Here is a 17,625-nt window from a genome sequence, read left to right on the forward strand (position 1 = left end):
CTACGCCGCCACCACGCGCGGCGTCTCGGCGGCATCGGACGGCTGCACCGGCTTGCTCAGCATCGCCACCGCGCTGAAGCCGACGGCTCTAAGCTGCTCGCACATCTGCGCGCGCGCATCCGCCGCCATCGACGCATCGGGCACCACGACGGCGCGGGCATGGGCCGTCAACAGGTCGGCCGGCAGGTCCGAGGCGCTGCCGGCGTCGATCAGCACGTGATCGTAAGCCCGCAGCAGCGCGTCGATCGCGAGTGCGACGCGCGGCGACTGCAGCAGGCTGCGGTCGAAGCCGGGACGGCCGGCCATCACCAGATGCAGCCGCGACAGCTTGTCCCGGGTGATGACTTGCGCGAACGAGGCCTCGCCCTGCATCAGCTCGGCAAGGCCGGGAGCCTGCGCATCGGCGGAGACTGCGGCAATGGTCGGCGAGGAGGCGGCGAGATCGACCACGACGACGCGTGCATCGCGCGCCAGGTTCCGCGCCAGCGTCAGCGTCGACAGCGTGATGGCGTCGCCCGGCGCCGTGCCGAGCACCGTAACCTTCTTGGCCGCAGCGCCCGCGGCACGCAGATCGTCGGCCAGACGCTCGATCTCGGCGAATTCACTCGTATCCAAATCGGCCGCCATCTCCGGCTGCAGCGGCGCGGGCTCCGCCAACACCGGATCGAGCATTGGTTCGCCGCCCCTGTCGACCACGGGCTCGATGGCCCGCTGAACGACCAGCGGCTCCCGGCGCACCGGCGTCTGCGCGGAGCCCATTGCCGCGCCCGGCGCGGTCTGGCGCAGCAGCTCGCCGGTGACGACGACGCCGGACGAGAGCAGCAGCGTTGCGATCGTTGCGATCAGCACGATCGGCAGCTTCTTCGGATAGGCCGGCGTGTTCGAGACGATGGCGCGCGAGATGATGCGGCCGTCAGTCGGCGCGGTGTCGATGGTCTCGCGGGTGTTGGCCTCGCGGTACTTGGCGAGATAGGTCTCGAGCAGATCGCGCTGCGCCTTGGCCTCGCGCTCCAGCGCACGGAGCTGGACGTCCTGGCCGTTGGTGGAGGCCGCCTGCTTCTTGAGCTGCTCGAGGCTCACGGTGAGGCCATCGACCCGACCGCTGGCGATCCGGGCGTCGTTCTCGAGCGAGCGCGATATCTTGGCGGCTTCGTCTCGAATCTGATTGTCGAGGTCGCCGAGCTGAGCCTTCAGCTCCTTGATCCGGGGATGATTGCCGAGCAGCGTCGACGATTGCTCGGCGAGCTGCGCCCGCAGCGTCACCCTCTGCTCCGACAGCCGGCGCATCAATTCGGAGTTCACGACCTCGGACGCCTCGATCGGCTTGCCGCTCTGGAGCATCTCCTTGATCAGCCGTGCCTTGGATTCCGCATCCGCCTTCATCGAGCGCGCATTGTTGAGCTGGGTATTGACCTCGCCCATCTGCTGGTTCGACAGCGTGGTGTTGTTGGTTCCGATGAACAGGCTGGACTTGGAACGGAAGTCCTCGACCCGCGCCTCGGCGTCCGAGACCTTCTTGCGCAAACTCTCGATCTCGCCGGCCAGCCATTGGCTGGCGTTCTTGGCCTGCTCCTGCCGCGCCGCCTGCTGCAGCACGAGATAGCCGTCGGCGATCGAGTTGGCGACGCGCGCGGCGAGCTCGGGATCGGCGGACTGGAATTCGACCACGATCACGCGCGACTTGTCGACGGCGTAGGCCGAAAGTCGCTCGTAATAGGAATCGAGCACGCGCTCTTCCGGCGTCATCGCGAACGGATCGCGGACGATACCGACGAGCGCGGCAAGCGACTTCAGCGGCGAGATGCCCTGCAGCACCGGGTCGAATTCGGGGCGCTCGGCGAGCTTGTTCTTCTTGATGATCTCGCGCGCCAGATCGCGCGACAGCACCAGTTGCACCTGGCTGGTGACGGCCTCGGCATCGAGCGCCTGCCGCTCCTCGGTGCGGTCGCTGTTCGGACGCAGGAACACGTTCTCGCGGCCGTCGATCAGAATCCGGGTTTCAGATTTGTAGCGCGGCGTGACGAGATTGACGATGGCGAGCGAGGCAACGAGCGCCAGCACCGTCGGCACGATGACCCAGCCGCGCTTGCGCGCCAGGGCCGCACCGAGCGCGTGCAGGTCGATGTCGCCGGATTCGACCTGCCCAGGCTTGGCGATGACAGGCGCGGGCTTCGCTTCGATCTTGGCCTCAACCTTGGCTTCGATCTTTTCGGCTTCCGCTTCGCCCTTTTCAGCCTTCGTTTCGCTCTTCGGCGCAGCTTCGCCTTTGGACTTCGCGACGGCCCGCGCGATCACAGCCTTGTCCTTGCCGGCACGCCAGAACGCTAAACGCATCGAACACTCCCGCAGGGCAATGCTGCGACTCTACCTCAACCGGGGCGATTACACTCCATTAAGGTTGCCGCTGGGTTAATCGTGACGACCCGCGCCTTGTGCACGTCGACCCGTCACCGTTTGTTAACCACGAGGCCCCTTAATCCATCTCAATTTTTCACGAGAATTGTTCGGCAAGTCGCCGTCGAGCTGGTTTTGATCATGCCCCCCTCTCCCGACCGGCCGCTTCGCATCCTTCACGCCGTGCGCGCTCCGGTCGGCGGCATCTTCCGCCACATCCTCGACGTCGCCAACGGCCAGGTCGACCGCGGCCATCATGTCGGCATCCTCGCCGACAGCCTCACCGGCGGCGAGCGCGCCGACAAGGCGCTGACCGAGCTTGCGCCGCGCCTGAAGCTCGGCGTCCACCGCATGGCGATCCGCCGCGAGCCGTCGCCCGATGACGTCCTGGTATGGCTCCGCATGCGGCGGCTCATCGCCACGCTCAAGCCCGACGTGCTGCACGGCCACGGCGCCAAGGCCGGTGCCTTCATCCGCATGCGGCGGCGCTCGGACGCCACGATCCGGATCTACACCCCGCATGGCGGCTCGCTGCATTATCCGCTCAACACCTTCAAGGGCGAGTTCTACGCGCGGCTCGAACGCGCGCTGATGGGCTCGACGGACCTGTTCCTGTTCGAGAGCGTCTTTGCCCGCGACACCTATCAGCGCATCGTCGGCATGCCCAAGGGCGTGGTGCATTGCGTCTTCAACGGCGTGACGCCGGAGGAATTCGAGCCGGTCATAACCGCCGAAGATGCGACCGACCTCTGCTACGTCGGCGAGTTCAGGCACATCAAGGGCGCCGACCTGCTGGTCGACGCCGTGGCGCGCCTGCACGAGGGCGGCAAGAAGGTCACGCTCACGCTCGGCGGCGACGGCGAGGAGACGGCCGCGCTGAAGGCGCAGGTCGAGCGGCTTGGCCTGGCGAACGCCATCCGCTTCATCGGTCACGTCAAGGCGCGCTACGGCTTCTCCAAGGGGCGGCTGCTGGTCGTCCCCTCGCGCGGCGATTCCATGCCTTACGTCGTGATCGAGGCCGGCGCCGCGGGCATTCCGATGATCGCATCCAAGATCGGCGGCATTCCCGAGATCCTGGGCGTCGACAGCCCCGCGCTGTTCGCGCCCAGCGATCCCGAGGCCATGGCGGAGGCGATCGCCGCAGCGCTGGACGATCCGCAAACCACCGCGCAACGCGCACTCTCCTTGCGCGAGCGCATCTCGGCGCACTTCTCACAAGCCGCGATGGTCGAGGGCGTGCTCGCCGGCTATCGCGACGCATTTGCCAATCATTAACCATCCTTAAGTCCAGCTTTAGAGAATCTTCCGATTTGTTCGATAATCGAAGCGCCAGGGTATGCTTGCCCGGGCGCGCAATGCCGTGCCGCGGGTTCTGGAATGGACGTGAACGCCCGTGGAACCGCTCAACGCACGCTCGATGCTCGATGCCGCGGCCAGCGCTGCGGCAAAGCCTGCTGACCAGCCCTTCGTGGAGCGCCGTCGCCGGCTCTCGCCTGCCGCGCTCGACGTCGTCAAGCAGAAGGTCGCCCGCGCCTATTCGCCGATCGTGATCGCCGGCTTCGTGCGCCTTGCCGATTTCGCGCTGCTGAGCCTCGTCGGCATCGCAATCTATCTCGGCTACGTCATGCCGCTCGCGGGGGCGTTCAGCTGGATCTATCCAGCCGAGGTCATCGCCGTCGCCATCGCCGCCGTGGTCTGCTTCCAGGCTGCCGACATCTACCAGGTGCAGCTGTTCCGTGGTCAGCTCCGGCAGATGACGCGGATGATCTCGTCCTGGTCGTTCGTCTTCCTGCTCTTCATCGGCATCTCCTTCTTCGCCAAGTTCGGCAGCGAAATCTCGCGGCTGTGGCTCGCCGCCTTCTACTTCCTCGGACTCGCCGCGTTGATTGCCGAGCGCCTGGTGCTGCGCGCGCTGGTCCGCGCCTGGGCGCGCCAGGGCCGGCTCGACCGCCGCACCATCATTGTCGGCTCCGACAGCAACGGCGAGCAGCTGGTCGAGGCGCTGAAGGCGCAGGAGGATTCCGACATCCACGTGCTCGGCGTGTTCGACGATCGCAACGACAGCCGCGCGCTCGACACCTGCGCCGGCGCGCGCAAGCTCGGCAAGGTCGACGACATCGTCGAGTTCGCCCGCCGCACCCGCGTCGACCTCGTGCTGTTCGCGCTGCCGATCTCGGCGGAGACCCGCATCCTGGAGATGCTGAAGAAGCTCTGGGTGCTGCCGGTCGATATCCGCCTCTCCGCGCACACCAACAAGCTGCGCTTCCGGCCCCGCTCCTATTCCTATCTCGGCGAGGTGCCGACGCTCGACGTGTTCGAGGCGCCGATCACCGATTGGGACCTGGTGATGAAATGGCTGTTCGACCGTATTGTCGGCAGCCTTGCGCTGCTCGCAGCCCTGCCGGTGATGGCGTTGGTTGCGCTCGCGGTGAAGCTCGACAGCCCCGGCCCGGTGCTGTTCCGACAGAAGCGGTTCGGCTTCAACAACGAGCGCATCGACGTCTACAAGTTCCGCTCGATGTACCACCATCAGGCCGACCCGACCGCCTCGAAGGTGGTGACCAAGAACGATCCGCGCGTCACCCGCGTCGGCCGCTTCATCCGCAAGACCAGCCTGGACGAGCTGCCGCAGCTCTTCAACGTGGTGTTTTCAGGCAATCTGTCGCTGGTCGGCCCGCGCCCGCATGCGGTGCAGGGCAAGCTGCAGAGCCGGCTGTTCGACGAAGCCGTGGACGGCTATTTCGCCCGCCACCGCGTCAAGCCGGGCATCACCGGTTGGGCCCAGATCAACGGCTGGCGCGGCGAGATCGACAACGAAGAGAAGATCCAGAAGCGCGTCGAGTTCGACCTCTATTACATCGAGAACTGGTCGGTGCTGTTCGACTTCGTCATTCTCCTGAAGACGCCGGTCTCGCTGCTGACCAAGAACGAGAACGCGTATTGAGTTTCTCTGTCATGCCCCGCGTAGGCGGGGCATCCAGTACTCCGTAGCGCCAGTGGTTTCCACGATAGGCGCCGCGGAGTACTGGATCGCCCGGTCAAGCCGGGCGATGACGGCTGTGTTGTGGCGCATGAGTTGCGTAAGCGTATGAGCGTGTGATGGCGTATGCGGCGACAGCCGGTGGAGTGAACGCAGCCGCAACGGCCGCGCCCGGCGTGCTGGCGTTGCAGCGCGCGCTGGTGTGGCTGGTCGGCGCCTCTGGCGCCATCGTCTTCATCGAGCCGAGCCCTTACGAGATCGCGACGCTGCTCGCGACCGTCACCTTTTTCGCCACCGGCCTGCGCCTGCGTCTCGTGCTGATGCCGCTGCTGTTGATGCTGATCCTGCTCAATGTCGGCTACACCATCAGCGCGATTCCGCTGTACGAGCGGACGGAGGTGGTGAGCTGGATCGCGACCTCCTGGTACATGGCGGTGACCGTATTGTTCTTCGCCATGGTCATCTCCGAGGACACCGAGGCCCGGCTCGACATGCTGCGCCGCGGCCTCGTGGTCGGCGCGATGATTGCCTCGCTGCTGGCGATGGCCGGCTACTTCCACCTGGTTCCCGGCGGCAACGAGCTCTTGACGCTCTACGGCCGCGCGCGCGGCACCTTCAAGGACCCGAACGTGCTCGGCGCCTACCTGATCCTGCCGGCGCTGTTCGCGCTTCAGAGCGTGGTCTCCGATAAACTGGCCAAGGCATTCCGCAACGTCATCGCCTTCGGCATCATGTCTCTGGCGATCCTGCTCGCCTTCTCGCGTGCGGCCTGGGGCGGCCTGGTGCTGACCTCCGCCTTCATGCTGGCGCTGATGGTGCTGACCAGCCGCACCAACGCGCAACGCTCGCGCATCGTCATCATGGCGATCGTCGCCGCGGTGCTCGGCCTCGCGCTGATCGCCGTGCTGCTGTCGTTCGATTCCACGGCGGAGATGTTCAAGCAGCGCGCGAGCTTCGGCCAGAGCTATGACGAAGGCCGCTTCGGCCGGTTCGGCCGGCACATCCTGGGTGCGGAGATGGCGCTCGATCTGCCGTTCGGCATCGGTCCACTGCAATTCAACCGCTACTTCCCCGAGGACACCCACAACTCCTACCTCAACGCCTTCATGTCCGGCGGCTGGCTCTCCGGCGTGTGCTATCCCGCGCTGGTGTTCACCACCGTCATCATGGGTTTCCGCCACGTCTTCATCCGTGTGCCGTGGCGGCGCGCCTACCTCGCGATCTTTTCCGCCTTCCTCGGCACCGTCGGCGAAAGCTTCGTGATCGACACCGACCACTGGCGGCACTTCTGGATGATGCTGGGCGCAGTGTGGGGGATGATCGCAGCCGCGCAAGCCTACAAGCTCAGGTCCGGCGAGGGCGCTTCTTCAGCTTGAGATCCGGCCGCTTTTCCGGCGGCGTGTCGAGCAGACCTTTCAGTGCCTCGGTCGCCGCGAGCGTGCCCTTGTATGCTTCATTGGAGAAGCGAAGCAGCAGCCGCAATTCCTCGTCGGAATAGCCGTTGCAGACGTTCTCCATCGCCTGCTGCATCGGCACGTAATACTGGCCGAGGCCGGCGATCGCCTCCGGCACGACCGTGATGAAGACCTTGCGACGATCCTTCTCGTCTCTTTCGCGCCGCACCAGGCCCGCCTTTTCGAGCCGGTCGACAACACCGGTGATGGCACCGGTGGTCAGGCCGGTGACCTCGGCGAGCCGCCCTGCCGTGACGCGGCCTTCGAGATACAGGATGTCCATGCATTCGAGATCGGAATTGGCAATTCCGGCAACGTTGGCAACGGTCTGTCCGTAGAGCACGCCCTGCGCGGAGGACCTGCGCATGGCGTCCTCGAGTTCCTGCAGCAGCGCAGCGCGCGCCTTCGTCCTTGACAAGGCCCACCTCATCTCTTAGGCAATATATATCTTAGTCACTAAGATAATTAGTGACCGTAATTTCTCCTAGCACCACGGAAACGTCGGGAGCAAGCCATGGCCCACCGTCCCCGCAAGGCGCTGATCATCGGCGCCGGCATCGCCGGCCCCGTCGCCGCGATCCTGCTGCGCCGCGCCGGCATCGAATCCGCGATCTACGAGGCCTGGCCCTATTCGAAAGGAATCGGCGGCGGCCTGCAGATCGCACCGAACGGCATGCATGTCCTGGAGGAGATCGGGCTGGCGAAGCAGCTGATCGGCCACGGATCGGTCGCGGAAGCCTTCGACTTCTATTCGCAGGACGGCGAGAAGCTCGGCTCGATCAACCGCGACCTGGCGCGGCGCTTCGGCCAGCCGGCCGTCAACATCGCGCGCGCCACGCTGAACGAGATCCTGATCGACAAGGCCTGGTGCGCCTCTGTCTCGCTCTATTTCGAAAAGCGCCTGATCAAGATCGAGGATCGCGGCGACCAGCCGATCATCGCCTACTTCGCCGACGGCACCACCGCCGAAGGCGACTTCCTGATCGGCGCCGACGGCGTGCACTCGGTCGTGCGCCGCCAGGTGGTGCCTGACGGCCCGCAGCCGTTCGACACCGGCCTGATCGGCTTCGGCGGCTTCGTGCCGCATGCCGTGCTCGACGGCAGATCCAGCGGCCAGCACGTCGAAACGACCTTCGGACAGAGCGGCTTCTTCGGCTACGGCTATTGCAGCTCCGATCCGAAAGACGGCGTGATGTGGTGGAGCACGCAGCCGGCGCACGGCATGGACGCGGCGACGTTCCGCGCGCTCGACCATGCGACGCTGAAGCAGCATCTGCGCAGCTTCCATCACGGCTGGCATGATCCGATCCCCGCCATCATCGAAGCGGCCGAGAACATCGTGGTCACCGACACGCTCGACGTCGCGACACTGCCTACCTGGTCGCGCAAGCGCTCGCTCTTGATCGGCGATGCCGCGCACGCGACCAGCCCCCATGCCGGCCAGGGCGCCTCGCTGGCGCTGGAGGACGCGTTGCGCTTCGCGCGGCTGATGCAGGAGGGCCAGGAGCTCGGCGCCACCTTCCAGGCCTTCGAGGCCGAGCGCCGCCCGCGCACCGAGAAGATCGTCGCGATCGCCCGCCGCAACGGCAACAGCAAGCGCGAGTTCAGCGCCACCGGCGCCTGGATGCGCAATCAGATGCTGAAATGGCTGCTGCCGCTGGGTGCCAAGGGCATGGACTTCATGTACGCGTATGATGCCAGGGCGGTGTGACAGAGACGGTGCCGTAGGGTGGGCAAAGCGCAGCGTGCCCACCACCGAGAGATGGTGGGCACGGCGCGTTGCGCCTTTGCCCACCCTACGAGAGCCAACCTAGCTCTCCACTTTGAACGTCAGCCCGGCATTGTCCTGCAGCCGCTTGATCAGCTTGTGCTGCATCGCTGCGCCCGGCGTCCAGAAGCCGGCGGGAACGTCGCTCGCATCGCGCAGCAGGCAGATGGCGCATTCGGAGATCATCTTCGAGGTCGAGCCGTAGCCGGGATCGCGGTCGCCGGTGACGCCGGCGCGGACCATGCGGCCGTCGGGGGCGATCGCGACATAGAGCAGGTTGAACAGGCCGTTCTCCCGCTCCTCCTTCGACGGCCCCTCGCCCGGCTTCGGCGCGTTCGGGCCGGTCTTCTCGGCATTGGCCGCCATCACGCGCTTGGCGTTGGCCTCGCCCTTCTCGCCGGGGCCAGTCAGCACCATCTCGTCGTAGACGAAGTCCTTCCCGTAGGGAAAGCCCATCAGCATGTTGGAGCGATGGACGTTGCGGGTGTTGATCAGCGCCATCATGAACGGCGCGGCCCAGGATTGCAGGTCCTCCTCGAAGACCGCCCTGTTGCCCTTGGGCTGCTTCGGGCCGGTGAAATCAGGCGTCAGCGCGAAGTGGTCGTTGAGGATGGCGACGAGGCTGAGGTCTTTGGCGACGGCATCGAAGGTCGCCTTCGCGCTCGCCGCGGTGCCGCCTGACAGCGTGCCGCGCATGTCGCGCACGCGGCCCTTCACGCGCGGGGCCGGCGCGCCGAACACGCGCTTTGCCTCCTCCTGCACGAAGAAGGTGCCGAGCTCGAACGGCACGGAATCATAGCCGCAGGAGAACACGATACGCGCGCCGCTCGCCTTGGCCGCAGCCTCGTACTTGTCGATCATCTGCCGCATCCAGACCGGCTCGCCGCAGAGATCGAAATAATCCACACCCGCAGCGACGCAGGCCGCTAGCAGGTCCTCGCCGTAGAACTGGTACGGGCCGACGGTCGTGATCACCGATTTGGTCTGCGCCACCATCGCCTTCAGCGACGCCGCATCCGACGCATCCGCCACGATCAGCGGCGTATCGGCGGGCGCGCCGATCGCATCGCGCACCGATTTCAGCTTGTCGAGGCTGCGTCCCGCCATCGCCCATTTGAGCGCCTTGTCGTCCTTGTAGTGCGCCGCCAGATATTCGGCGACGAGTTGACCGGTGAAGCCGGTCGCGCCGTAGACGACGATGTCGAATTTCGCAGAGCTCATGATCGGCCTTTACTTCTTCGCGTAGCTCACGCCCATGCCGGCACGGACGTCGCTTTGAATGCCATAGGGCGGGATCGGATAGCGCAGGCCGTTCTTCGCCAGCGCCTTCATGCCCTCGATTGCCTTGGCGAGATGCGAGGGCTTCAATGCCATCAGCATCTCCTCGTCCGGCACGCCGCCATAGCGCCGTTCGGCATAGCATGGCAAGGACAGGCTGGGCTCCCCAGTCTTGAGCGCCCGCCCCCATGAATCGGCGCAGGCGGTCTCGCCGACCACGCCCCATTCGAACTTCTTGTAGCCGGTATATTGCAGCCCGTTGATCAGGATGATCATCTGCCCCGGCGTCGCATAGACGAGGCAGATATCGGGAGGATCGAGCCGGCCGCTCGCGAGCGGGCTGACGGCGAGCGCCTGATAGTGCCCGAACGGAACCACGTCCAGCGCCGCCTGGCGCTTGCGCGCGTCCTCCGCCGTGCCGTGCCAGACCCCGACATAGTTTTCGCCGGCGAGCCATTTCTCGTCCTGCGGCGCAAGACCGATCACCGCGCGGCATTGGGCGCCTACGAGATCGTCGGCGGTGATGCCGACGGTCCAGCCCAGGCGCGCGGCCATGCTGACAATCTGATCGGTGGTGTGAATTGCGTTCGGGCGGCGGATCTTCGGGATCGCCTCCATTTCTGCGACGCTCGCGAACAGCTTCATGCCGATCACGTTCGTCTTCAGCCGCAGCAGGCTGTTGAGATCGGCGACGAGGCCGGCAAGGTCGATCCTGTCCGTACTCTGCTGTTGCATGGCTTCCTCCGCGCCGGCGATGGTGCGCCGCGTATTCTTGTTTTGCGGCTTTGTTCTAGTCCCTGCCCGGTCCCGGAAGCAACTCGGAGATCCTGCCCATCAGACGGTAAGCGGTAAGACCGATCCACTCGCGCACCGCAACTTCGGTTCGTCTCAAGCCGTCCGCGCCCATGTTGGTGAAGGAGAATAGATCCTCACGTCCCCCCATCCGCCAGTCCACCGGATAGGCCTCGACGTCAAATCCGGCCTTGCGGAAGATTCCCATCGAGCGCGGCATATGGAAGGCCGACGTCACCAGGAGCCAGCGCTCGCCGGGCTTTGGCGATACCAATTGCTTGGTGAAGATCGCATTCTCCCAGGTGTTGCGGGAGTCGCGCTCGAGGATCAGGCGGTCCTTCGCGATGCCGAGATTCTCCAGGATCGGCGCGGAATAGTCGGCCTCCCTGGCCTCGCTCGACACCAGGTTCGCGGAGCCTCCGGTGAAGACGATGCGCGCATTGGGGTAGCGGCGCGCAAGCTCGGCCGGCGCAAACAGACGATCGGCCGCGTGCGCGACGACCGGCGTGCGATGCGCCGCCGACAGATCGGTGTCGACCGAGCCGCCGAGCACGATGATGCCGTCGGGCGCGCCGCGCGAGGCGTCCCACGCCGGGAAGCGCGACTCCAGCGGGTAGATCAGGAGATTGCCGAGCGGCGAGAACGCCGCGAGCGCCAGCAGCACCAGCGTGGTCACGGCAAGCCGGCGGCCAAACGCGGCAAAGCGCGTCGCCATCAGCACGACAGACACAATTCCGAGCTCGACCAGAAGATTGATCGGCAGCAGCGCGACGCCGATGGTCTTGGAGAGAGCGAAAAACAGAGGAGCCTCGCTGGAATGATCGTGCCTGCCATGCGCGGGCTTGGCCGGCACGGCCTTGTTCGGAAATCCTTCTTGAAAGAGGATCGATCGCCGGGTCAAGCCCGGACCGATCAAACCAACCGGACGCGGCAAATGACCCATCATCACCTGCATTCCAGCCCCGAAACCTGCCATTGGGGCTTCTTCGAAGCCGCACTCGAGCCCGTCCTCACCGTGGCCAGCGGCGACGAGGTGACGGTCGACACCATCAGCGGCGGTCCCGACATGCTGCCTGATCGCGACAGGTTTCACATTCCGCCCGAGATGCACGAGGTTCATGCCAGGAGCGAACGCATGCTGCCGGGCCACATCCTCACCGGTCCGATCGCGATCGAAGGGGCCGAGCCCGGCGACGTGCTCGCGGTCGAGATCCTCGACGTGCAGCTCCGGCAGGATTGGGGCTGGAACATGATCAAGCCGCTGTCCGGCACCCTGCCCGACGATTTCCACGAGACGCGGATCCTGAACATTCCGCTCGACCGTACCAGGATGGTCGGCCGCATGCCGTGGGGCCTCGACCTGCCGCTGAAGCCGTTCTTCGGCGTGATGGGCGTATCGCCGCCGCCAGCCTGGGGCCGCATCTCCTCGCTGATCCCGCGCGCGATGGGCGGCAATCTCGACAACAAGGAGCTCGGCGCAGGTGCGACGCTGTATCTGCCGGTGTTCGTGCCGGGGGCGATGTTTTCCTGCGGCGACGGCCATGGCGTGCAGGGCGACGGCGAGGTCTGCGTCACCGCGATCGAGACCGCGCTGCAGGGCCGCTTCCGCCTGACGCTGCGCAAGGACCTGAAGCTCGACTACCCCCGCGCCGAGACGCCGACGCATTACATGACCATGGCGATGGACCCCGATCTCGACCAATGCGTGGTGCGCGCGCTGCGCGACATGATCGCGCTGCTCGGCGAAACGCGAAATCTGTCGCGCGAAGATGCCTACACGCTATGCAGCCTCGCCGCCGATCTCCGGGTGACCCAGACCGTCAATGGCGCCAAAGGCATCCATTGCATGATCGAAAAGGCGATCGTGCACGGCTGAGCCGGGCCGCCCCTTTCCCTGACCTGCCGACCTCACGCCGCCGCCCGGTCTTCCCCGCGGCGCGTCGTGGTGTGCCTGATTCCCAAGCGATTCCAATCACGTGAGCTTCGGCCCCAGCGCTGATTTGACTTCCACCCCCGAACCTAAATAGAGTCTTAATCGTTACTTTTATGTACCCGAGTAAGAGGCTAGCGTTCGGGCCATGGCCACCGAAAAAGCCGAGACTGACCGCATTCCCGTAACCTTGGCGCTCTCGACCATCGCGTATCTGGAGAAGCTGGTGAGACAGGGCACCCACGGCACCAGCGTTCCCGGCGTCGCACGGACATTGATCGAGGAAGGCATCCGTCTCGCCATCAAGGACGGTCTTCTGTCGATCCGCGACAATGGCAGGACGTGAGCGCACCCGGTACGTGAGGCGGGCGGATCTCGAGACCGCGGATGGCCGACATCTGCAACCTGGGATCGCCGACAAATGCCTGTTCTCTCACCGACCTGGACCGACGAACGAATCGAACTCCTGAAGCAGCACTTCGAGGCCGGCCTCTCCTGTCGCGAGATCGCCGCCGACATCGGCGTCAGCCGCAACGCGGTGATCGGCAAATTGTCGCGGCTCAATCTGACGCGCGGCCGGACGGTCGACGACCGAAAGGTCCAGGACAAAGGCCTGGCGCCGGCGCGGATGCGCAAGGCCGTGCCGCGGCTGCAATACGAGATGCTCGCCTCGATCTATGGCGAGACCGATGCGCCGGTGTTTGCCGGCCCAATCGACGAGGCCAACCGCTGCTCGTTGCTGGAGCTGTCGGAGAATCGCTGCCGCTGGCCGATCTCGACGCCGGGCGCAGCCGATTTCTGCTTCTGCGGCAACACGGCGCCGGACGGCCAGCCCTATTGCGCCGGCCACAGCCGCCTCGCCTATCGGCCGGCGGCGCGCACCCGCGTGATACGCGGCTGACGTTGCGGGCATCTGGACAACAAAAAACCTCCGGCGGGGCATCGCCGGAGGTTTCTGGAGGCTTAGCATGAAGCTAAGAGCCGCAACTTTCGTATCTGGCTGGCAGTGATATAGCTTAGTAGCTCAAGTAAGTAAATAAGTTTGACGCGACGGAATCGCATGGCTCGCCTTCGTGTTCCGCAACGGCATTCGATTTTCCGAAACTCTTGCCATGAAAAACCCCGGCAGTTTCCCGCCGGGGGTCTCCGATCGATTTGCGCGATCGATGATCAGAAGTTGCGCTGAGCGCGCAGCAGCATGCTCACCGAGTCTTGGTCCTTCAGCTCGTACACGGCCGCCGGCTTCGCAGCGCTGGCAATGCCCGGGCTCGCGATGAAGCCGGAGTACTTCTGGTCCAGACGCGACCAGCTCAAGTCGGCAGTGAACGCCAGGCCCTTGACCGGGGTCCACACGGTGTTCACACCGACCACCGCGAAGTTGAAGTCCGGATTACAGGTCGAACCGGCCAACCCGATTGCGGCGAAGTTGGTGCAGATCAGGGCCTTGCCCGTGTTGCCGTACTTCAGCTGGGCGTAGCCACCGTAGATGGCGCTGGCCCAGTTCGGGCTCCAGTTGTGGGTATAGCCGCCACGGAAGCCCCAGGTCTTGACGGTATCGATGCCGGTACCGGTTCCGAACACGCCGTCGGCGAGACCGGCGAACCCGGTGCTCTGATACGCGCCGTTGCCGCTGCCGCTGAACATGAAGAAGCTCTGCGGGAACAGGCTCTGGAAGTTGTAGCGGGTCGCACCGTCGGTGTAGACGGCCTGCAGGTTGATGACGTCACCCGCGCCGGTCGGGATGTTCTTGATCGACAAGGCGCCCTGCACGGCCCAGCCCCACTTGTCGGAGGGATGACCGGTGACTTCAGTCGCGCCGTAATAGGCTGAATGCAGCTCATGGGCCGCGACCGAGATCTGCGCCAGACCCCAGGCCTGGTCGACACGAACCTGACCGATCACCTCGGGCATGCGCGTGCCGCCCCAGGCGCTGGCGCCATAGACGCCGGTCACGAACTGCGCCGCCGTACCCGACGACACGTTCCAGAGGTTCGATTGACCATTGTTCGCCGAGGTCTCGTCCTGCAGCGCGAACGAAGCAGTGATGCCCTGGCCGAAGTCAGCCGTGTAGGCAACCTGGTTCACGCCGTTGACGTGGTTGGAGCCGCCCGGAAGGGTATCGGGGCCGCCGGCCGGATAGCTCTGCCAGGGAGCGTCGAAGATCGAGACCGTGCGGCCGAAGGTGAAGCCCGCGAACTGGATGAACGCATGGTAGAGACCGAGCGAGGCCGAACTGGTCGAGAACGCCGACGGGTTGCTGCCGGTGACGTTCGTGGAGTCGTAGCTGACGACCAGGTCGGCGTAGGTGCGAACAACGCCGTATTCGGTCGCCGTGCGGGTATCGATGTTGAAGTCCAGACGAGCGCGGCTGTAGTAGTAGTTGGTCAGACGGTTGTTGGACCCGCCGTTCACACTGCTCGAGCTGTTCCTGAAGCCATAGTCGCCGCCGCCGCCGAGAAGCATGTCAGCGCGGATGTAACCACCAAACTTGATGCAGGTATCGGTGCCCGGCATGTAGTAGAAACCCGCGCCGTAGAGCGAGCAGATCTTCACGTATTCGACTGCCTTGGCCTTGACCGGAAGATCAGCCGCCTGAGCTCCACCAACGGCGATCAGTCCCGCCGCAGTGCCGAGCAAAAGGCTCTTCACCACTTTCATTTAAAACCTCCAAGTTGCTCATTTCACGGAGACCGGACCGTGAGGCCCCCCAGATCCCCGTCTCTTCATCAAATCCGCTCGGCCGCTTCGCGTTTTCGGACGTACCTGCATTCGCGAGGGACGTGAGCGAACCACCTGCAACGGGACGATCGAGAACCCCCCACCGTCGGGATCAATATGCCCGCGCCGTTCCGTTAATCAAAATAGTTTATTAGATCAGCTTTGTGGTTTCACTAACCCTGTGGCCGCAACGCAACACCGGTGTTGAGCCAAAAAGCCTGATCGGGTCATATTTGTAGTTTTCGTGACACCATTACCCTGCTCTGCACTTGCGTCAGAGCAGAGTTGCGTGGACTATGCCCGCCGAAAATGAGCCGGAAAGAGAATCAGCTTGCGGGAGTGACGCTGTGTCCGCGACGAGGAAGGAAGGCGCGCGCCTGCGCACCATCGGCAACCTGGATATCATCAGGCGATTCACCTGGGAGATATCGTCGATCAACATGTATCTCGAGGAGCTGCGTCAGTTCTGGGCGAGGACGCTCGGCATCAGCGGACCGCAATGGCTGATCCTGATGGCCATCTCGGACCTCGACAAGGACGACGGCATTCCGGTCAACGTCGTGTCCAAGCTCCTCCACGTCGATCCGTCCTTCGTCACCACCCAGTCCAAGCTGCTGGAGAAGAAGGGCCTTTTGCGCCGCCGCCCCTCGCCGACCGACGCGCGCGTGGTCCGGCTATCCCTGACCGAGAAAACGCAGAAGCACCTGGCGAGCCTCAACGAGCAGTACAAGACCATCAAGGAATTCGTCTTCCAGGAGTTCGACGAGGCCGAGCTCGCCGAATTCACCACCAAGCTCGCGACGCTGAAGACCCGGCTGGAAAAGGCCTGCGTCCGCCTCAGCCTGGACCTCTGACGGCTCGCCGCTAGATCCGCCCCGCGCCACGGAGCCGCGATTCCAGCCAGTCGAATATATATTCGTTGGCAAGGCTCGGATTGTCGGCATGGGCCTGCGCGGCGCCGGTCTCCGCCGCGGTGAACACTTTCAGCGTGACATCCGAGCTGCCGAGCCGGGAATTCCGGACGAGCTGACGCGCCCGGTCGGCCTTGAGCCAGCCGTCCTCCCCGAGCGTGATCAGCACCGGGCAGTCGGCGCTGGAGGCCATCAGCGGCGCATGCGGCACAGGGACGATGCTGACGTCGCTCATCGCGAATCGGCTGGCGAAAAAGGCCCGCTCGTGCAGATCCCACAGGCCGCCGTCGCAGACGGCGGCGGCAAGCCGCGGCTCCTGCAGCACCGCGCGCGCCACGAAGGACGAGCCCCAGCCATCGGCGATGATCCCGACCCGCGCGAAATCGACGTCCTGCCGCATCTCCAGATAATCCATGACGCCGGGGATCGCGCTCTCGAGATCCTGGCGCCGCAATAGCGCCTCGAGAAAATCGTCGCGCTGGTCGCCGAACAGGTCGAGCGCCAGCATCGAGAAGCCACGCTCGCGCGCGTGCGGCACGAGCTTGAACAGAAATTCTTCCTTGCGGTGGCCGGGCTCGCCGATGCAGATCACGGTCGGCGCCGGCTCCTTCCCCGATGGCGCGGGCAGGAAGTATCCCTGCAGCGAGTGCCCGTCGAGCCAGGGTATCGTCACCACCTCGCCGGCCGGGCTGCGCGCGGCGAGATAGCGGCGCGCGCATTCCTGCATGGCCAGCACGGCGACCCAGCGGCGCTCGTCGGCGGGATCGAGCGGCATCGCTGCGGCACCATAATAGTTCATGGCGCGCAGCCAATTGCGCTGCGCACTGGCGCGGTGGCCCTCCGCGAACGCGGTCTCCGCGCGCTGCCGATTGGTCTGCGCCAGCTTCTTCCACTCGCGGTGCCAGGAGCGGTCGTCGCCGCGCTTCAGCTGCCGCGCGATCATCAGGCATTCCGCGATCGTGGCGCCGCCCTCCTGGGCCGCCGCGAGCAGCCGCGTGAACTCAGCTGAAATGTCCTCTCGCTCCGGGCAAAAGGTCCAGTCGTCGGAGAGGCATGCGGGCATCATTGGGAGCTACGCTCTAATCGTCGCGTTACCCCGATTGACTAAACCATTTCAAGTCGCCGACCAAGCCGGCGCGCGCGTCATTACAGGCATGTGAGATCAACATCGCTTGAACAACGTCATGACGGATGCGTGACATTGCAACAGATCATGGTGCGCGACGAACATTGGCGGGAGCTGGCACTTAGAATTGTCCAAGTATCTCTTGCCATGACGACCATCATAGCCATATCGGCGCGCCTTGCTGGGCGCGCTAAAGAATATGACCCCTAGCGGCGGCGTGCGCGCACGCCTCTCCTTCGAGACGGCGCTGACGTGCCTCCTCGGGTGCGATGGG

General features: G+C 65.0%; 15 protein-coding genes. 8 read left to right on the top strand and 7 right to left on the bottom strand.

Annotated elements, in window-relative coordinates; translation table 11 throughout:
• Positions 1 to 2,334: an exopolysaccharide transport family protein gene (locus I6F24_RS23395; protein WP_225151823.1), complete on the bottom strand. Its 2,334-nt coding sequence runs from the start codon at positions 2,332 to 2,334 to the stop codon at positions 1 to 3.
• Between the two features lie 201 nt (positions 2,335 to 2,535).
• Here I6F24_RS23395 and I6F24_RS23400 point away from each other — a divergent pair, with 201 nt between their 5' ends.
• The 3 genes from I6F24_RS23400 to I6F24_RS23410 all read left to right on the top strand — a co-directional run bounded on the left by I6F24_RS23400 (position 2,536) and on the right by I6F24_RS23410 (position 6,750).
• Positions 2,536 to 3,669 carry a glycosyltransferase family 4 protein gene (locus I6F24_RS23400; protein ID WP_225151825.1) on the top strand — a complete coding sequence of 378 codons (1,134 nt, stop codon included), beginning with the start codon at positions 2,536 to 2,538 and terminating at the stop codon, positions 3,667 to 3,669.
• A 118-nt stretch (positions 3,670 to 3,787) separates the two neighbouring features.
• Positions 3,788 to 5,338 (top strand): undecaprenyl-phosphate glucose phosphotransferase, encoded by a 1,551-nt coding sequence (locus I6F24_RS23405; RefSeq protein ID WP_225151828.1) that lies wholly within the window; start codon positions 3,788 to 3,790, stop codon positions 5,336 to 5,338.
• Positions 5,339 to 5,493: 155 nt separating this feature from the next.
• A complete protein-coding gene (locus I6F24_RS23410) occupies positions 5,494 to 6,750 on the top strand; it encodes an O-antigen ligase family protein (protein ID WP_225151830.1) in 1,257 nt (418 codons plus the stop codon).
• On the opposite strand, the gene I6F24_RS23415 is transcribed toward I6F24_RS23410, so the two are convergent.
• Positions 6,719 to 7,195 (bottom strand): MarR family transcriptional regulator, encoded by a 477-nt coding sequence (locus I6F24_RS23415; RefSeq protein ID WP_050995948.1) that lies wholly within the window; start codon positions 7,193 to 7,195, stop codon positions 6,719 to 6,721. The two genes, I6F24_RS23410 and I6F24_RS23415, sit on opposite strands and share 32 nt — an antisense overlap.
• 147 nt (positions 7,196 to 7,342) lie before the next feature.
• Between I6F24_RS23415 and I6F24_RS23420 the strand changes: the two genes are divergently transcribed.
• Positions 7,343 to 8,539, top strand: coding sequence for an FAD-dependent monooxygenase (locus I6F24_RS23420; RefSeq protein WP_225151832.1), 1,197 nt, complete (start codon positions 7,343 to 7,345; stop codon positions 8,537 to 8,539).
• A 99-nt stretch (positions 8,540 to 8,638) separates the two neighbouring features.
• Here the strand turns inward: I6F24_RS23420 and I6F24_RS23425 are convergent, their stop codons facing one another.
• Genes I6F24_RS23425 through I6F24_RS23435 form a run of 3 tightly spaced genes read right to left on the bottom strand, consistent with a single transcriptional unit; the run spans position 8,639 to position 11,432 of the window.
• Positions 8,639 to 9,817 (bottom strand): saccharopine dehydrogenase NADP-binding domain-containing protein, encoded by a 1,179-nt coding sequence (locus tag I6F24_RS23425; RefSeq protein WP_225113076.1) that lies wholly within the window; start codon positions 9,815 to 9,817, stop codon positions 8,639 to 8,641.
• A gap of 9 nt (positions 9,818 to 9,826) precedes the next feature.
• Positions 9,827 to 10,609, bottom strand: a complete 783-nt coding sequence (locus I6F24_RS23430) for a DUF169 domain-containing protein (RefSeq protein ID WP_225147195.1) — start codon at positions 10,607 to 10,609, stop codon at positions 9,827 to 9,829.
• A 55-nt stretch (positions 10,610 to 10,664) separates the two neighbouring features.
• The gene (locus tag I6F24_RS23435; RefSeq protein ID WP_225151858.1) at positions 10,665 to 11,432 is read right to left on the bottom strand and encodes a YdcF family protein; all 768 of its coding nucleotides are present in this window, start codon (positions 11,430 to 11,432) and stop codon (positions 10,665 to 10,667) included.
• A gap of 168 nt (positions 11,433 to 11,600) precedes the next feature.
• Here I6F24_RS23435 and I6F24_RS23440 point away from each other — a divergent pair, with 168 nt between their 5' ends.
• The 3 genes from I6F24_RS23440 to I6F24_RS23450 all read left to right on the top strand — a co-directional run bounded on the left by I6F24_RS23440 (position 11,601) and on the right by I6F24_RS23450 (position 13,497).
• Positions 11,601 to 12,542, top strand: coding sequence for an acetamidase/formamidase family protein (locus I6F24_RS23440; RefSeq protein WP_036010386.1), 942 nt, complete (start codon positions 11,601 to 11,603; stop codon positions 12,540 to 12,542).
• A gap of 202 nt (positions 12,543 to 12,744) precedes the next feature.
• Positions 12,745 to 12,942, top strand: coding sequence for a hypothetical protein (locus I6F24_RS23445; protein ID WP_024341172.1), 198 nt, complete (start codon positions 12,745 to 12,747; stop codon positions 12,940 to 12,942).
• Between the two features lie 75 nt (positions 12,943 to 13,017).
• Positions 13,018 to 13,497, top strand: a complete 480-nt coding sequence (locus I6F24_RS23450; RefSeq protein WP_225147196.1) for a GcrA family cell cycle regulator — start codon at positions 13,018 to 13,020, stop codon at positions 13,495 to 13,497.
• 269 nt (positions 13,498 to 13,766) lie between these two features.
• Here I6F24_RS23450 and I6F24_RS23455 read toward each other — a convergent pair whose 3' ends face one another.
• The gene (locus I6F24_RS23455; RefSeq protein WP_036025433.1) at positions 13,767 to 15,254 is read right to left on the bottom strand and encodes a porin; all 1,488 of its coding nucleotides are present in this window, start codon (positions 15,252 to 15,254) and stop codon (positions 13,767 to 13,769) included.
• Positions 15,255 to 15,661: 407 nt separating this feature from the next.
• Between I6F24_RS23455 and I6F24_RS23460 the strand changes: the two genes are divergently transcribed.
• Positions 15,662 to 16,168, top strand: a complete 507-nt coding sequence (locus tag I6F24_RS23460) for a MarR family transcriptional regulator (protein WP_036010395.1) — start codon at positions 15,662 to 15,664, stop codon at positions 16,166 to 16,168.
• A gap of 10 nt (positions 16,169 to 16,178) precedes the next feature.
• Here I6F24_RS23460 and I6F24_RS23465 read toward each other — a convergent pair whose 3' ends face one another.
• Positions 16,179 to 17,291 carry an alpha/beta hydrolase gene (locus I6F24_RS23465; protein WP_036010398.1) on the bottom strand — a complete coding sequence of 371 codons (1,113 nt, stop codon included), beginning with the start codon at positions 17,289 to 17,291 and terminating at the stop codon, positions 16,179 to 16,181.
• Between the last annotated feature and the right edge of the window lie 334 nt (positions 17,292 to 17,625).

This window comes from Bradyrhizobium sp. BRP23, assembly GCF_020194135.1.
Taxonomy (GTDB): Bacteria; Pseudomonadota; Alphaproteobacteria; order Rhizobiales; family Xanthobacteraceae; genus Bradyrhizobium; species Bradyrhizobium yuanmingense.

Coding starts and splice junctions, on each gene's coding strand:
- I6F24_RS23400 (WP_225151825.1), top strand. CDS start 2,536: ATGCCCCCCTCTCCCGACCGGCCGCTTCGCATCCTTCACGCCGTGCGC.
- I6F24_RS23410 (WP_225151830.1), top strand. CDS start 5,494: ATGGCGTATGCGGCGACAGCCGGTGGAGTGAACGCAGCCGCAACGGCC.
- I6F24_RS23395 (WP_225151823.1), bottom strand. CDS start 2,334: ATGCGTTTAGCGTTCTGGCGTGCCGGCAAGGACAAGGCTGTGATCGCG.
- I6F24_RS23450 (WP_225147196.1), top strand. CDS start 13,018: ATGCCTGTTCTCTCACCGACCTGGACCGACGAACGAATCGAACTCCTG.
- I6F24_RS23445 (WP_024341172.1), top strand. CDS start 12,745: ATGGCCACCGAAAAAGCCGAGACTGACCGCATTCCCGTAACCTTGGCG.
- I6F24_RS23420 (WP_225151832.1), top strand. CDS start 7,343: ATGGCCCACCGTCCCCGCAAGGCGCTGATCATCGGCGCCGGCATCGCC.
- I6F24_RS23425 (WP_225113076.1), bottom strand. CDS start 9,817: ATGAGCTCTGCGAAATTCGACATCGTCGTCTACGGCGCGACCGGCTTC.
- I6F24_RS23455 (WP_036025433.1), bottom strand. CDS start 15,254: ATGAAAGTGGTGAAGAGCCTTTTGCTCGGCACTGCGGCGGGACTGATC.
- I6F24_RS23415 (WP_050995948.1), bottom strand. CDS start 7,195: ATGCGCAGGTCCTCCGCGCAGGGCGTGCTCTACGGACAGACCGTTGCC.
- I6F24_RS23430 (WP_225147195.1), bottom strand. CDS start 10,609: ATGCAACAGCAGAGTACGGACAGGATCGACCTTGCCGGCCTCGTCGCC.
- I6F24_RS23465 (WP_036010398.1), bottom strand. CDS start 17,291: ATGATGCCCGCATGCCTCTCCGACGACTGGACCTTTTGCCCGGAGCGA.
- I6F24_RS23440 (WP_036010386.1), top strand. CDS start 11,601: ATGACCCATCATCACCTGCATTCCAGCCCCGAAACCTGCCATTGGGGC.